Raw genomic sequence first — 13,489 nt, forward strand, 5'->3', positions numbered from 1 at the left:
GTGTCGGGCAGGAGTTTCACCCGCTCGGTGACTGTGCGTCGGTGGGCGATGGCGTGTCGGCGGGGCTGGGGGGGGGGGGGGGGGGGTGGGGGGGGGGGGGGGGGGGGGGGGGGCGGGGGGGGGGGGGGGGGGGGGGGGGTGGGGGGGGGGGGGGGGGGGGGGGCGGGGCGCCCCCGCGGCCGCCCGAGTCGTGCGTCAGTCTGCGAGCCGGCGGAACCTGTCGCTCACCCGCATCGACCCCGACACGGGCTGATCGGCGCCGGGCACTCCGCTCGCGCCCACCTGCAGGATCGCCCGGGCCAGCACCTCGTCACGCACCTCGCGGCGCGCGTGGTCGTCGGCCAGCATCTCCACGAGAGCGGCGACCTCGACCTCCGCGCGTGCCGCGATCGGGAACCACGGCAGCGCCGACCGCCAGGCCCGGAACGCGAGCAGCAGCAGGTCGTGCCGCTGCTCGACGTGCGCGCGCTCGTGGGCGATCACGGCGACCAGCTCGTCGGGATCCAGGCGGTCGAGCAGTCCCTGTGAGAGCACGGTCACCGACCGCGGCCCGTTCGGCAGGCAGTACGCCATGGGCACCGCCTCGTCGATCACCCGCGTGCGCGCGCGGGTGGGATGCGGCGAGGTCAGCATCTCGAGCAGCGCGAGGTGGCGATGGCGCTGTTTCGTCACCTGCACGATGGTCGCGCCGAGATGGGCGAGCAGATAGACGGTGAACAGGGCGGCGGGCATCGGCGCGAGCCACGGATGCCGGGGCAGTGCGGCGTAACCGGTCAGCGCGAGCGCCGCGATCATCGACAGCCCGCCGGCCAGGCCGATCGCCTGCCACAGCAGCAGCGCCATCACGGGTGCGCGCATCGGCCAGGCCGCGCGAGACAGGGCGACCGGAACCGGCCACGCGAGCGCGATCGAGACCAGGCCCAGCGCGATCGCGCCGAAGATGACGACCCCGTGCGGGATGACCAGGGCGCCGCTCTGCGCGGCGTCGGTCGCGACCGTCAGCATGGCGACGCGTCAGCCCGAGCGGCCGAGCAGCTGACGCAGCACGGCAGCATCTTCGGGCGACACCCCGCCGACGAAGCGCTTGAGCACGGCGGCGCGGTCTCCCGCGTCGCCGAGCACCGAGTGCATGAGCTCGGCCACGTGGTCGGTGCGAGAGGCGACGGCGGTGTACCGGTGCGGGCGGGCCGAGCGGTCGGAAGCGACGAAGCCCTTCTTCTCCAGGCGCGACAGCACGGTCAGCAGGGTGGTGACGGCCAGCGCTCGTCCATCGGTCTCGAGCTGGCTCTGCACGTCGTATGCACTGAGCGCCCCATCGGCATCCCAGATGGCATCCATCACGGCGCGTTCGAGTTCTCCGAGCGTTCCCATGAGCGCATCCCTCCTTCACGCATTTTGTCCGGCCCTTCGATTCTACTCCCTGTCGAATTTGTTCTATCGTGTGTCGAAGAAGTTCTACGAAGCGTAGAATAGCTGTGGCGGACGACCGCCGCCCCCTTCGCGAACGGAGAAACCGAGTGGACGTTCTCGACATCGCCCGCTGGCAGTTCGGCATCACCACCGTCTACCACTTCCTGATGGTGCCGCTCACTCTCGGCCTCGGCATGATGGTCGCCATCATGCAGACCCGGTGGGTGCGCACCGGAGACGAGAAGTTCCTGCGGATGACGAAGTTCTGGGGCAAGGTCTACCTGATCAACTTCATCGTCGGAGTCGCCACCGGGCTCGTGCAGGAGTTCCAGTTCGGCATGGCGTGGAGCGAGTACTCCCGCTTCGTCGGCGACGTGTTCGGCGCACCGCTGGCCATGGAGGGGCTGCTCGCGTTCTTCGTGGAGTCGACCTTCCTCGGCATCTGGATCTTCGGCTGGGGGCGCCTGCGCAAGGGCCTGCACCTCGCGGCGCTCTGGTGTGCGGTGATCGGATCGTGGATCTCGGCGTTCTTCATCATCGTCGCGAACTCGTGGATGCAGCACCCGGTCGGTGTCGAGCTCGGTGCCGACGGCCGCCCCGTGATGACCGACGTGTGGGCCGTGCTCACCAACAACACCGCGATCGCCGCCTACACCCACACGATCTTCGGCGCCCTGGTCGTCGCGGGCATGTTCCTGCTCGGCATCTCCTGGTACCACCTGTGGCGGCGCCGCCACGACGGCATCGACTCGGTCGACGCGACCGGTCGCGTGATCGTGGGACAGGCGGATGCCGTGCCCGGGCGCGACAAGAAGGACCACGGCGTCTGGATCTGGTCGCTCCGCTTCGGCGCGATCGTGGCCATCGCCGGGTTCCTCGGCACCGTGGCATCCGGCGACATCCAGGGCAAGCTGATGTACGAGCAGCAGCCGATGAAGATGGCGGCTGCGGAAGCCGCCTGCCACACCGGCTCATCGTTCTCGGTGCTCTCCCTCGGCGACCCGGGATCGAAGGACTGCGCCGACGTGGTCACCCTCATCGAGATCCCCGGCGTGCTCGGGTTCCTCGGCACGGGGGAGTGGGGCGCCGACATGCCCGGCATCGAGGACCTCGAGCCGCAGTACGTCGACCAGTACGGCAAGACGATCCCCGACGACGCTCTCTACGGCGACATGGCAGGCACCGAGGTGCACTACGTGCCCGTGATGTGGGTCACCTACTGGGGCTTCCGGCTGATGATCGGCCTCGGCGGCGTGGTCGCCTTCGGCGGGGCGGTCGCGCTGTGGCTGACCCGCAAGGGCACCGTGCCGAGCTCGCCGTGGATCATGCGCCTCGCGCTGCTGGGCATCGTGGCGCCGTTCGCCGCGAACATCGCCGGCTGGATCTTCACCGAGCTGGGCCGCCAGCCCTTCGTCGTCGCGCCGAACCCCGACGCGACCGGCATCGACGGGGTCTTCATGTTCACCGCGGCAGCCGTCTCACCCGGCGTCACCGCCGCCGAGATGCTGTTCTCGGTCATCACCCTCACCGCGGTGTACGGCGTGATGCTCGTGATCGAGCTCTACCTGATGGTGAAGTACGTGCGCGGCGGCGTGGCCGCCTCGATGCCCGAACTCGCCGCATCCGGGCATCCGGACGACGGCGACGACACCCGACCCGACCCCGACCGACGCGACGACGTGCTCGCCTTCGCATACTGACCCGGCCCGAGAGGAACTGAGGAAATGGAACCGCTTCCCGTCGTCTGGTTCATCGCGATCGCCGTGCTGTGGATCGGCTACCTGCTGCTCGAGGGCTTCGACCTCGGGGTGGGGATGCACATGGTCTTCTCCACCCGATCCGAGCGCGATCGCCGCGTCATGCTCAACACCATCGGCCCGGTCTGGGACGGCAACGAGGTGTGGCTGATCACCGCGGGGGCGGCGATGTTCGCCGCGTTCCCCGCCTGGTACGCATCGCTGTTCTCGACCCTGTACGTGCCGCTGACGATCACCCTGGTCGGGCTGATCGTGCGCGCCGTCGGCATCGAGTACCGCGGCAAGGTGCACACCGAACGCTGGCGCATCGCCTGGACCTGGATGATCGGGATCGGCTCGCTCATCGTCGCGTTCTGCATCGGCGCGGCCCTGGCGCTGACCTCGACCGGCCTGCCCATCGACGCGAACGGCGACCGGGTCGGCGGTCCGTTCGTGTGGCTGACGCTTCCCGCCGTGCTCGGCGGGCTCGCGGTGGTCGGCTTCGCCCTGCTGCACTCGGCGACCTTCCTCGGCCTCAAGGCCGACGGGCCGGTGCGCGAGCGGGCGGGGCGGTTCGCCGCCCGCTGGGCGCCGCTGTGCATCGCTCCCGCCGCGGTGTGGGCCATATGGGTGCAGCTCGTGCACGGCGGCACGGTGTTCGCCTGGACGCTGATCGTCTTCGCCGTGCTCGCCGCGGTCTACGGATGGCGTGCCGCACTGCGGCGCTTCGAGGGCCGTGCGTTCATCGGCTTCGCCGGGTTCGGTCTGTTCGGCGCCGGGGCGATCTTCGCCGGCATGTTCCCGCTGCTGCTGCCGTCGACGGTGGATGCCGCGTTCGACCTCACCGTGTGGAACGCCGCCAACGGACCGTACACGCTCGGCGTGATGACCGTGGTCGCCGCGGTGTCGCTGCCGGTGATCCTGCTCTACCAGGCGTGGAGCTACTGGATCTTCCGCAAGAGGGTGACCCCCGGGATGATCCCCGAGGTGCACATCGTGCTGCCGGCGGTGCTGCGCGCCCGGTGACGCGCAGGGCTAGTCTGGCCGCATGATGTACGAGCACCTCGGGGCTCGGCCCCGCATCCACGACACCGCCGTCGTGGCGCCGACAGCCGTGATCTCGGGCGACGTCGATATCGGTCCGAACTGTCAGGTGCTGCACGGCGCGGTGATCACCGCCGAGGGCGGGCCGATCACCCTCGGCGAGCACGTGATCGTGATGGAGAACGCCCTCATCCGCGCGACGGCTGCCGACGCGGTGCACATCGGCGATCACACCCTGGTGGGAACGCTGGCCAGCATCGCGGGGGCGACGGTCGGTGAGGAGGTGTTCCTGGCATCCGGAGCCCGCATCTTCAACGGCGCGATCGTCGGCCCGCGCTGCGAGGTGCGCGTCAACGCGATCGTCCAGCGCCGAGCGGTGCTGCCCGAGGGCAGCGTCGTTCCGATCGGCTGGGTGGCGGTCGGCTACCCCGTGCAGCTGTTCTCGCCCGACCGTGCCGACGAGATCGCCGCCGCGATGCCCGCCCTCGACTTCCCGGGCCACGTCTTCGGCGTCGACCGCGACACCCCCGACCTGATGGTGCAGCTCACCGAGCGCTACGCGAGCTCGCTCGCCCGCCACGCGGCCGACCGCCGCATCCAGCCCCCGGAAGGCGAGAAACCACTTCCCGCGTGAGAAACCCGCTCAGGCGTGGTTTCTCGTGCAGGAAGTGGTTTCTCAGCGAGGGACAGCGATGCGTCGGGTCAGATGACGCCCTGCGCGAGCATGGCATCCGCAACCCGCTCGAAGCCGGCGATGTTGGCGCCCGCGACGTAGTCGCCGGGGGCGCCGTAGCGCTCGGCGGCACGGAACGACGCGTCGTGGATGTCGGCCATGATGTCGCGCAGCTTCTGCTCGCTGTTCGCGAAGTTCCAGCGCTGGCGCGACGCGTTCTGGCTCATCTCGAGAGCGGATGTCGCCACGCCGCCGGCGTTCGCCGCCTTCCCCGGTGCGAACAGCACCTCGGAGTCCTGGAACGCGCCGACGGCCTCGGGGGTCGAGGGCATGTTGGCGCCCTCGGCGACCGCGCGCACGCCGTTGGCGATGAGCATGCGTGCCGAGTCCTCGTTCAGCTCGTTCTGCGTTGCCGACGGCACGGCGATGTCGACCGGGGTCTCCCACACGTTGCCGCCCTCGACGAACCGGGCGCCGGGGCGACGGTTCGCGTACTCGACGATGCGACCGCGCTCGACCTCCTTGATCTGACGCAGCAGCGCGAGATCGATGCCGGCGTCGTCGACGATGTAGCCGGAGGAGTCGGATGCCGTGACCGCGCGCGCCCCGAGCTGGGTGGCCTTCTCGATCGCGTAGATCGCGACGTTGCCGGAGCCCGAGACCGCCACGCGCTTGCCCTCGAGGCTCTCGCCGTGCACCGCGAGCATCTCCTGCACGAAGAACACTGCGCCGTAGCCGGTCGCCTCGGTGCGCACCTGAGCGCCGCCCCAGCCGATGCCCTTGCCGGTGAGGATGCCCGACTCGTGACGGTTCGTGATCTTGCGGTACATGCCGAACATGTAGCCGATCTCGCGCCCGCCGACGCCGATGTCGCCGGCGGGGACGTCGGTGTGCTCGCCGATGTGCCGGAACAGCTCGCTCATGAACGACTGGCAGAAGCGCATGACCTCGGCCTCGCTCTTGCCGTGCGGGTCGAAGTTCGAGCCGCCCTTGCCGCCGCCGATGCCCTGCCCGGTGAGGGCGTTCTTGAAGATCTGCTCGAAGCCGAGGAACTTGATGATCGAGATGTTCACCGACGGGTGGAAGCGCAGGCCGCCCTTGTACGGGCCGAGCGCCGAGTTGTACTGCACCCGGTAGCCGCGGTTGACCTGCAGCCTGCCCGAGTCGTCCGTCCACGGCACCCGGAAGATCACCTGCCGCTCGGGCTCGACGAGCCGCTCGAGCACGCCCTGGTCGAGGTACTTCGGGTGGCGCTCGAGGACGGGGCCGATGGAGTGCAGCACCTCGTGCACCGCCTGGTGGAACTCCGGCTCGTTCGGGTTGAGAGCCCGCACCGTGTCGAACACGGGCTGCGCGGCGGCGCTGAGCGGGTGGAAGTCGGTGGTGTCTGTCACGCGGGAAGCTTTCTGCTGGGGGATCAGGGGCGCGATCGTGTCGCGTGATGCTTCACCGGATCAGGCAGGGTCTCACTGTAGCGTGCGAGCCGAGCCTGCTCCGACGATGAGTCGGTCGGGATGCTATCAGCCGGTGTTCTGCAGCCCCGCGGCGACTCCGCTGACCGAAAGCAGCAGCAGGCGCTGCAGGTCGGGGTCGGTCTCGCCCTGGATCTCGGAGCGCAGCGCGCGCAGGGCACGCAGCTGCAGCAGTGACAGCGCGTCGACGTACGGGGTGCGCAGCTGCACGGCGCGCTGCAGCACCGGCTTGTTGCCGAGCAGCTGGTCGCCGCCGGTGAGCCGGATCACCCAGTCGCGGGTGAGCGCGAGTTCGTCGAGCACGATCTTCGCGAGGTCGTCGCGGTCGCCGAGCGAGAGGTACTCGCGAGCGATGCGCTCGTCGGTCTTCGCCAGGCTCATCGCGACGTTGTCGATCATGGTGCGCAGCAGCGGCCAGTCCCGGTACGCCTCGATCAGCCGTGCCTCGTCGCCGACGGCATCCAGAGCCGTGCCCAGACCGAACCAGCCGGCGAGGTTGATCCGCGCCTGGGTCCACGCGAACACCCACGGGATCGCCCGCAGGTCTTCGAGCGATTCGACCGAGAGGCCGCGACGCGCCGGGCGCGAGCCGAGGGCGAGCAGCCCGATCTCCTCCATCGGCGTGACGGTCGCGAACCACGGCGCGAATCCGTCGGCGGCGACGAGCGAGAAGAACCGCTCGCGCGACGCGGCGTCCATCGTCGCGGCGACGTCGGCGAACCGCTCGGCAGCCCCGCTGGTGCGCTGCTCGACGGTGGGGGAGGAGGCGAGGAGGGTGGCCGCGGCCACCTGGTCGATGTGGCGCATCGCGATCGCCGGCTCGCCGTAGCGGGCGAAGATCACCTCGCCCTGCTCGGTGAGCTTGAAGCGGCCGTCGACCGAGTGCGGCGGCTGCGCGAGGATCGCCGAGTTGGCAGGGCCGCCGCCGCGGCCGAGCGCGCCGCCGCGGCCGTGGAACAGGGTGAGCCGGATGCCGGATTCCTTGGCCCACAGGGCGATCTGACGCTGCGCCTCGTAGAGGGCGAGGTTCGCGGCCACGGGCCCGACGTCCTTCGACGAGTCGGAGTAGCCGAGCATGACCTCGAGCCGGTCGCCGGTGGCGTCGAGGCGGGCGCGGAACTCGGGGAACTGCACGACCTCGGCGAGGATCGCGGGGGCCGCCTGCAGGTCGGCGAAGGTCTCGAACAGCGGGACGACGTCGAGCACCGGCGCGTCATCGCCCAGGGCGTAGGCGGCGAGGCGGTGCACGTTGGCGAGGTCCTGCGCGGACTGCGTGAACGAGACGACGTAGCGGCCGGCGGCGCGCAGGCCGTAGCGGCGCTGGATGTCGGCGACCGCGCGGAACACGTCGAGCACCTCTTCGGTCTGCGCGCTGAGCTCTGCACCGGCGTCGAGCTCTTCGAGCGCCTGACGGTGCACCTTCGAGTGCTGGCGCACCTCGAGCTCGGTGAGGTGGAAGCCGTACGTCTCCACCTGCCAGATGAGGTGCTGCAGGCCGCCGAACGCGTGGCGGCGCGCACCGGCATCCGCCAGCGACGACTGCACCGCACGCAGGTCGGCGAGCAGCTCTTCGGGCGCGCCGTAGGCGCCGACCTGCTCGGCGCGGGTCGCGTGCACGCGGTGCACGAGGGCGAGCATCACGCGGCGATGCGGCTCCGACGGCGAGCGCGTCGCGATCTCATCGGCGAGCTCGGGATGCTCGTCGGCGAAGCGCTGCCAGATCGCGCTGACCTCGTCGCTCGGCGGGGTGTCGGCGGCGTCGAGGGTGAGCGCGCGGCCGATCCGGTCGAGGGCGCGCTCGAGCCCGCGCAGCACGTGCTCGGACGCGATCTGAGCGGCCTCCCTCGTCACCGCCGCCGTGACGAACGGGTTCCCGTCGCGGTCGCCGCCCACCCACGAGCCGACGCGCACGAAGGCGGGGACGACGGGTGCGCTCGCGCCGGACTCGTCGCCGCGCAGCGCATCGTCGATGCGCCGGTACACGTGCGGCACGGTGCTGAACAGCGTCTCGTCGAACACGCCCATCACCGTGCGCACCTCGTCGGTGGGCGTGGGCTTCTGCGCGCGCAGCGGAGCGGTGCGCCACAGTGTGTCGATCTCCTCGAGCATCCGCCGCCGGGCCCGACGCGCGTCGGCGCCGCCCTCGCTCGCGGCATCGTGCTCGGTCAGCAGGTCGGAGAGGCGGCGGATGCTGCCCGACACCGCGCGGCGGCGTGCCTCGGTCGGGTGCGCGGTGAACACCGGGTGGAAGCGCAGCTCGGCGAGACGCTCGCGAGCGGCGTCCTCCCCGATCTCCTTCGTGAGCTGGGCGAACGCGGTCGCGACCGTATCGGTCGCCCCCTCGCGAGCCTGGCCCGACCGCTCACGCAGGATGCGCACGCGCTGGTGCTCCTCGGCGAGATTGACCAGGTGGAAGTAGCAGGTGAACGCCCGGGCGACCTCGTCGGCCCGCTCGATCGTGAACGAGTCGGCGATCTCGGCGGCGCGGGTGAACGCCGCCGCGTCGCTGTCGATCTCGGATGCCTGGATCGTGGCCAGGCGCAGCCGCTCGACGTCCTCGAAGAGCCCGGCGCTGCCGGACTCGCGCAGCACCTGCCCGAGCAGGCCGCCGAGCATCCGGACATCCGCGCGCATCGCGTCGGGAATGCCGTGAGAGGCCTCGAATCGGGTGATGACGCGGATGGCTTCGGTGTTCGTGGGCTCGAGCGACATGTTTCGAGCGTAAACCGCCCGAACAGGGCATCCGTCCCCTGTGACAGAGTGGTGGGGATGCGAATCTCGGACAATCCTCTTCGCGGCCAGCAGTTCCCGGCGGCGCTTCTGCTCGCCGCTGCGGCTCTCGGCCTGCTGCTGGCGAACCTGGCCACCCACGACGGCATCGCCGACGTGCTGCACGCCCACATCGCCATCCCGGGCACCGGACTCGACCTGTCGATCGAGGAGTGGGTGGCCGACGGGCTGCTCGCGATCTTCTTCCTCGTCGTCGCGATCGAGCTGCGCTACGAACTCACCCACGGTGAGCTCGACTCGCCGCGCAAGGCCGTGCAGCCGGCGATCGCCGCGACCGGCGGCGTGATCGTGCCGATCGCGGTGTATCTGCTGATCGCCGGGCCCGCGACCGGCGAGGGAACGGCGGTCGGCTGGCCGATCCCGACGGCGACCGACATCGCGTTCGCGCTCGGTGTGCTCGCCATGTTCGGCAAGGGCCTGCCGGCGGCGGTGCGTGTCTTCCTGCTCGCCCTCGCCATCCTCGACGACATCATCGGCATCATCTTCATCGCCGTGCTGTTCGCGCACGACGTGGACTGGCTGATGTTCCTGCTCGCGGTCGCGAGCGTCGCCGCGTTCGCCGTGCTCAGCAGGGTCGTCGCGAAGAACGGCTCGTCGGGCATCGCCGTGCTCATGGGGGTGCTCGGGGTGCTCGCGTGGGGCTTCATGGCGCTCTCCGGCATCCATGCGACGATCGCCGGAGTGATGCTGGGCCTGGCGATGTCGCCCGCGCCGGCCGAGAAGACCAGGCACGCGCTCGAGCCGACCGTGAACGGTGTCATCCTGCCGATCTTCGCGTTCGTCGCCGCGTTCGTCGTCATCCCGCAGGTCGCGCCCACCGAGCTGTCGCCGGCGTTCTGGGGCATCCTCGTCGCCCTGCCGGTCGGCAAGATCATCGGCATCGGCGTCTTCGGGTGGCTGAGCATGCAGCTGCGGCCGAAGGGCACCGAGCCGGCGCTGCGGCTGCCCGACATCCTCGCCGCGGGCACCCTCGGCGGCATCGGCTTCACGGTCTCGCTGCTGCTCGCGAACCTCGCGTTCGCCGGAGACGGCGAGATCCGCGACCAGGCGATCCTGGGCGTTCTGGGCGGTTCGCTCATCGCCCTGGTGCTCTCGGCCGTCGTCGTCACCGCGCGGGCGCGCTCGTACCGCCGACTCGCGGCCGCAGTGGAGTGATCAGATGACCGATCCGCTCGCCGAGCCCGATGCCCTCCGCGCCGCCGCCGAGACGATGCGTCAGGTTCGTGAGCGGTGCGTCTGGTCGCAGCGGATCACCCACCGCGACCTCGTGCCGTACCTCATCGAAGAGGCTCACGAGCTGATCGACGCCGTCGAGCGCGACGACCGCGTCGAGATGCGCGAAGAGCTCGGCGACCTGCTGTGGCAGGTGCTGTTCCACGCGGCGATCGCCGCGCAGAGCGCGTCGGAGCCGTTCGACATCGACGACGTGGCGCGCGGGCTGACCGAGAAGATGGTGCGCCGGCATCCGCACGTCTTCGGCGACGCCGTCGCGACTACGCCGGAGGAGGTGCTCGTGCACTGGAACGCAGCCAAGGCGGCGGAGAAGCGCGAGCGTCGCAGCGTCCTCGACGGCGTGCCGGCCGGGATGCCCGCACTCGCCCGCGCCCAGAAGGTGCTCGGGCGCGCAGCTGGCCTGACCCCTGCGCCCTGCTGGGCCCCTGCGGCCTGTCCTGAGCCTGTCGAAGGGCCTGCCACATCTTGGGTCCCTGAGCCTGCCGAAGGGCCTGCCCCATCTTGGGTCCCTGAGCCTGTCGAAGGGCCCGCCCCATCTTGGGTCCCTGAGCCTGCCGAAGGACCTGCCGAACCCTGGGGCCCTGAGCCTGCCGAAGGGCCTGCCCCATCTTGGGTCCCTGAGCCTGTCGAAGGGCCCGCCCCATCTTGGGTCCCTGAGCCTGCCGAAGGACCTGCCGAACCCTGGGGCCCTGAGCCTGCCGAAGGGTCTGTCCCACCTTGGGTCCCTGAGCCTGCCGAAGGGCCCGCGCCATCTTGGGTCCCTGGGCCTGTCGAAGGGCCTGTCGAAGGGCCTGCCGAAGGGCCGGCATCCGAAGCCGAGCTGGGTGACGCTCTGCTCGCTCTCGTGGCGGTCGCGCGTGAACATGGCTGGGATGCCGAGCGCGCGCTGCGCGAGCGCCTCCGCCTGCTGGAGTCCGAGGTCCGCGCCGCCGAGCCCGGCGACTGACGTCGACTGCCCCACGTCGGCCGCGTGCCGCGTGCCGCGTGCCGCGTGCCGCGTGCCGCATGCCGCGCGCCTCGCGTCGAGCCTGACGGGGAGCCAGAAGCCGGTTCCGGACGGCGAATGACCGGCGTTTGGCTCCTCGCCGGGCTGTGCATGGCGCGAGCCGGTGCTGTCCGGGAGCTGGGTGTCGGTTTCGAGGCCGGGATGACCGGCATCCGGCTCCTCGCTGCGCGCTCAGCCCGCGACGTGCTCACAGATCCAGGTGATCCCTGAGCCAACTCCGGATCTGCAGGAATGTCGCGTCGTCTACCCGACCGAGGTCACCGTGCAGTCGGTCGCGTGAGACGACGCGCACCTGCTCCGTCATCGCCCACGACGGCACCGGAAGGCCGCTGATCGGAACATGATTCGGCCAGCGACGGTGCACAGATGTGATCGGCACGATGATGGCGAGCGTGTCGACCACCTGAAGGTAGCCAACGCCGGCGACGACCACCGCAGGGCGACGGCCGGCCTGCACGCGGCCCACCGTCGGGTCGGGGTTCATCCAGACGATGTCGCGCGGTGCGAGTTCATGCTTCAGCGGCACGATCCCACCACTCGGTCTCCTCGCGGTAGCTCTGCCATTCCTCCGGAGTGGTCTTGGACATGGCCTCCCGCAGCTGCTCGAAGCGGTGAGCCCGCAGCTCCCGCTCCAACAGCTTCTCCAGATACGCACCGATGGTGCTGTTCTCGGCGCGAGCCTGTTCTTTGAGCCGGTCCCGCAACTCGGTGGAGACCTTGATGGTCGTCACAGTCATACCGAGAGTATACCGCGTTGCATACTCCTCAGACCTGGAAAGATGGACAGGTGGCAACCGTGAACCCGCCGCGCGGAATGCGCGACTTCCTCCCCGCTGACAAGGCCCGTCGCGAGCGCGTGCTCGCCGTCATCCGCGAGCGCTATCGCGCGCACGGCTTCGACGAGATCGAGACGCCCGTCGTCGAAGAGCACGCGCGCCTGCACGCCGGGATCGGCGGCGACAACGAGAAGCTCTCGTACAGCATCCTGCGCCGCGGCCTCGACGCCGACGGCATCCGCGCCGCGGCCGACGACCCCGCCGCACTCAGCGATCTCGGTCTGCGCTACGACCTCACCGTGCCGCTCGCACGCTTCTACGCGACCAACCGCGGCCAGCTGCCGACGGTCTTCCGCGCGATCCAGATCGGACCGGTCTGGCGGGCCGAGCGCCCGCAGAAGGGCCGCTACCGCCAGTTCGTGCAGTGCGACATCGACATCATCGGCGACGACTCCGCGCGCGCCGAGGCCGAGCTGATCGTGGCGTCGATCGACACCGTCGACGCACTCGGTCTGGAGGGCGGCATCGTGCGCGTGAACGACCGCCGCGCCCTGGATTGGATGCTCGACAGCTTCGGCTTCACCGAGGACGAGCGCCCCGGCGTGCTCATCACGATCGACAAGCTCGACAAGATCGGACCCTCGGGTGTCGCCGCCGAGCTGCGCGAGCGGGCCCTTCGACAGGCCCTTCGACCAGCTCAGGACAGGCCGCAGGGACCCAACTTCGAAGCGGTCGATCGGTTCGAGGCGTTCCTGAGTCGTCCGCAGACCCTGGAGTACAACCCGTACGGCGAGCGGCAGATCCGCAAGGCCCTGCCCGAGGGTGCCCCCGACGAGATCGTCGCGCACCTCGTCTCGCTCGGAGAAGCAGTCACCGCCGCGCGGCCGGATGCCGGGGAGCCGCCCCTGGTCTACGACCCGTTCCTCGTGCGCGGCATGGGCTACTACACCGGCACGATCTTCGAGCTCGCCCACCCGTCGGTGGACTACTCGCTGGGCGGCGGCGGTCGCTACGACGGCATGATCGGCCGCTTCCTCGGCCAGCAGGTGCCGGCCGTGGGCTTCTCGATCGGCTTCGAGCGCATCGTCGATCTGGTCGCCGAGCTCGAGGCCGAGACGGCGCAGGCCGTCGTGCTCGTGCACGACGCCGACGTGCCGGTGGCCGAGCTGCTGGCGCACAAGTCGGCGCTGCTGCGCGACGGCGTCGCACGCGTTCGCCTCGAGCGCCGGCCCAAGAACATGAAGGCGCTGCTGGAGCGCGCGGCGGCCGACGGCTATACCGGATTCGCGGCACTGCGCTCCGGCGACACCGTCGGCTCGCTCGAGGTCAAGCCGCTGTCCTGAGTCCAG

Annotated in this window: 11 protein-coding genes and 1 pseudogene; 6 read left to right on the top strand and 6 right to left on the bottom strand. The window is 70.4% G+C overall.

Annotated elements, in window-relative coordinates:
- Positions 1–195: 195 nt before the first annotated feature.
- Entirely contained in the window at positions 196–1,005 is an 810-nt protein-coding gene (locus ACWIDW_RS11055; RefSeq protein ID WP_454125260.1) for a M56 family metallopeptidase, read from the bottom strand.
- Positions 1,006–1,014: 9 nt separating this feature from the next.
- The gene (locus ACWIDW_RS11060) at positions 1,015–1,371 is read right to left on the bottom strand and encodes a BlaI/MecI/CopY family transcriptional regulator (RefSeq protein WP_313357270.1); all 357 of its coding nucleotides are present in this window, start codon (positions 1,369–1,371) and stop codon (positions 1,015–1,017) included.
- 146 nt (positions 1,372–1,517) lie between these two features.
- On the opposite strand from ACWIDW_RS11060, the gene ACWIDW_RS11065 reads away from it, so the two are divergent.
- From ACWIDW_RS11065 to ACWIDW_RS11075, 3 genes are read left to right on the top strand one after another with little or no spacing between them, the layout of a single operon-like run.
- Positions 1,518–3,110 (top strand): cytochrome ubiquinol oxidase subunit I, encoded by a 1,593-nt coding sequence (locus ACWIDW_RS11065; RefSeq protein ID WP_454125262.1) that lies wholly within the window; start codon positions 1,518–1,520, stop codon positions 3,108–3,110.
- Between the two features lie 24 nt (positions 3,111–3,134).
- Positions 3,135–4,172 carry a cytochrome d ubiquinol oxidase subunit II gene (gene cydB / locus ACWIDW_RS11070; RefSeq protein ID WP_454125263.1) on the top strand — a complete coding sequence of 346 codons (1,038 nt, stop codon included), beginning with the start codon at positions 3,135–3,137 and terminating at the stop codon, positions 4,170–4,172.
- A gap of 22 nt (positions 4,173–4,194) precedes the next feature.
- A complete protein-coding gene (locus ACWIDW_RS11075; protein WP_454125265.1) occupies positions 4,195–4,824 on the top strand; it encodes a gamma carbonic anhydrase family protein in 630 nt (209 codons plus the stop codon).
- Positions 4,825–4,892: 68 nt separating this feature from the next.
- Here ACWIDW_RS11075 and gdhA read toward each other — a convergent pair whose 3' ends face one another.
- Complete coding sequence (gdhA, locus tag ACWIDW_RS11080; RefSeq protein ID WP_454125266.1) at positions 4,893–6,257, bottom strand: NADP-specific glutamate dehydrogenase; 1,365 nt, start codon at positions 6,255–6,257, stop codon at positions 4,893–4,895.
- A gap of 126 nt (positions 6,258–6,383) precedes the next feature.
- The gene (locus tag ACWIDW_RS11085) at positions 6,384–9,047 is read right to left on the bottom strand and encodes a phosphoenolpyruvate carboxylase (RefSeq protein ID WP_454125268.1); all 2,664 of its coding nucleotides are present in this window, start codon (positions 9,045–9,047) and stop codon (positions 6,384–6,386) included.
- Positions 9,048–9,104: 57 nt separating this feature from the next.
- On the opposite strand from ACWIDW_RS11085, the gene ACWIDW_RS11090 reads away from it, so the two are divergent.
- Positions 9,105–10,280, top strand: coding sequence for a Na+/H+ antiporter NhaA (locus tag ACWIDW_RS11090; protein WP_454125269.1), 1,176 nt, complete (start codon positions 9,105–9,107; stop codon positions 10,278–10,280).
- A gap of 4 nt (positions 10,281–10,284) precedes the next feature.
- Positions 10,285–10,761: pseudogene (locus ACWIDW_RS11095) on the top strand (MazG nucleotide pyrophosphohydrolase domain-containing protein); the annotation flags it as partial.
- A gap of 790 nt (positions 10,762–11,551) precedes the next feature.
- Here the strand turns inward: ACWIDW_RS11095 and ACWIDW_RS11100 are convergent.
- On the bottom strand, positions 11,552–11,890 hold the full coding sequence (locus ACWIDW_RS11100; protein WP_454125271.1) for a type II toxin-antitoxin system PemK/MazF family toxin: 339 nt from the start codon (positions 11,888–11,890) through the stop codon (positions 11,552–11,554).
- Positions 11,874–12,101 (bottom strand): hypothetical protein, encoded by a 228-nt coding sequence (locus tag ACWIDW_RS11105; RefSeq protein WP_454125273.1) that lies wholly within the window; start codon positions 12,099–12,101, stop codon positions 11,874–11,876. Before ACWIDW_RS11105 ends, ACWIDW_RS11100 begins: the two co-directional genes overlap by 17 nt.
- A gap of 77 nt (positions 12,102–12,178) precedes the next feature.
- Here ACWIDW_RS11105 and ACWIDW_RS11110 point away from each other — a divergent pair, with 77 nt between their 5' ends.
- Positions 12,179–13,483: a histidine--tRNA ligase gene (locus tag ACWIDW_RS11110; RefSeq protein WP_454125320.1), complete on the top strand. Its 1,305-nt coding sequence runs from the start codon at positions 12,179–12,181 to the stop codon at positions 13,481–13,483.
- Positions 13,484–13,489 lie beyond the last annotated feature (6 nt).

Source organism: Microbacterium sp. NPDC055312 (genome assembly GCF_053645675.1).

Bases quoted from the DNA above. Each gene is read 5' to 3' on its own strand.
- ACWIDW_RS11055 (WP_454125260.1), bottom strand. From the start codon at position 1,005: ATGCTGACGGTCGCGACCGACGCCGCGCAGAGCGGCGCCCTGGTCATC.
- ACWIDW_RS11060 (WP_313357270.1), bottom strand. From the start codon at position 1,371: ATGGGAACGCTCGGAGAACTCGAACGCGCCGTGATGGATGCCATCTGG.
- cydB (WP_454125263.1), top strand. From the start codon at position 3,135: ATGGAACCGCTTCCCGTCGTCTGGTTCATCGCGATCGCCGTGCTGTGG.
- ACWIDW_RS11075 (WP_454125265.1), top strand. From the start codon at position 4,195: ATGATGTACGAGCACCTCGGGGCTCGGCCCCGCATCCACGACACCGCC.
- ACWIDW_RS11085 (WP_454125268.1), bottom strand. From the start codon at position 9,047: ATGTCGCTCGAGCCCACGAACACCGAAGCCATCCGCGTCATCACCCGA.
- ACWIDW_RS11090 (WP_454125269.1), top strand. From the start codon at position 9,105: ATGCGAATCTCGGACAATCCTCTTCGCGGCCAGCAGTTCCCGGCGGCG.
- ACWIDW_RS11105 (WP_454125273.1), bottom strand. From the start codon at position 12,101: ATGACTGTGACGACCATCAAGGTCTCCACCGAGTTGCGGGACCGGCTC.
- ACWIDW_RS11110 (WP_454125320.1), top strand. From the start codon at position 12,179: ATGCGCGACTTCCTCCCCGCTGACAAGGCCCGTCGCGAGCGCGTGCTC.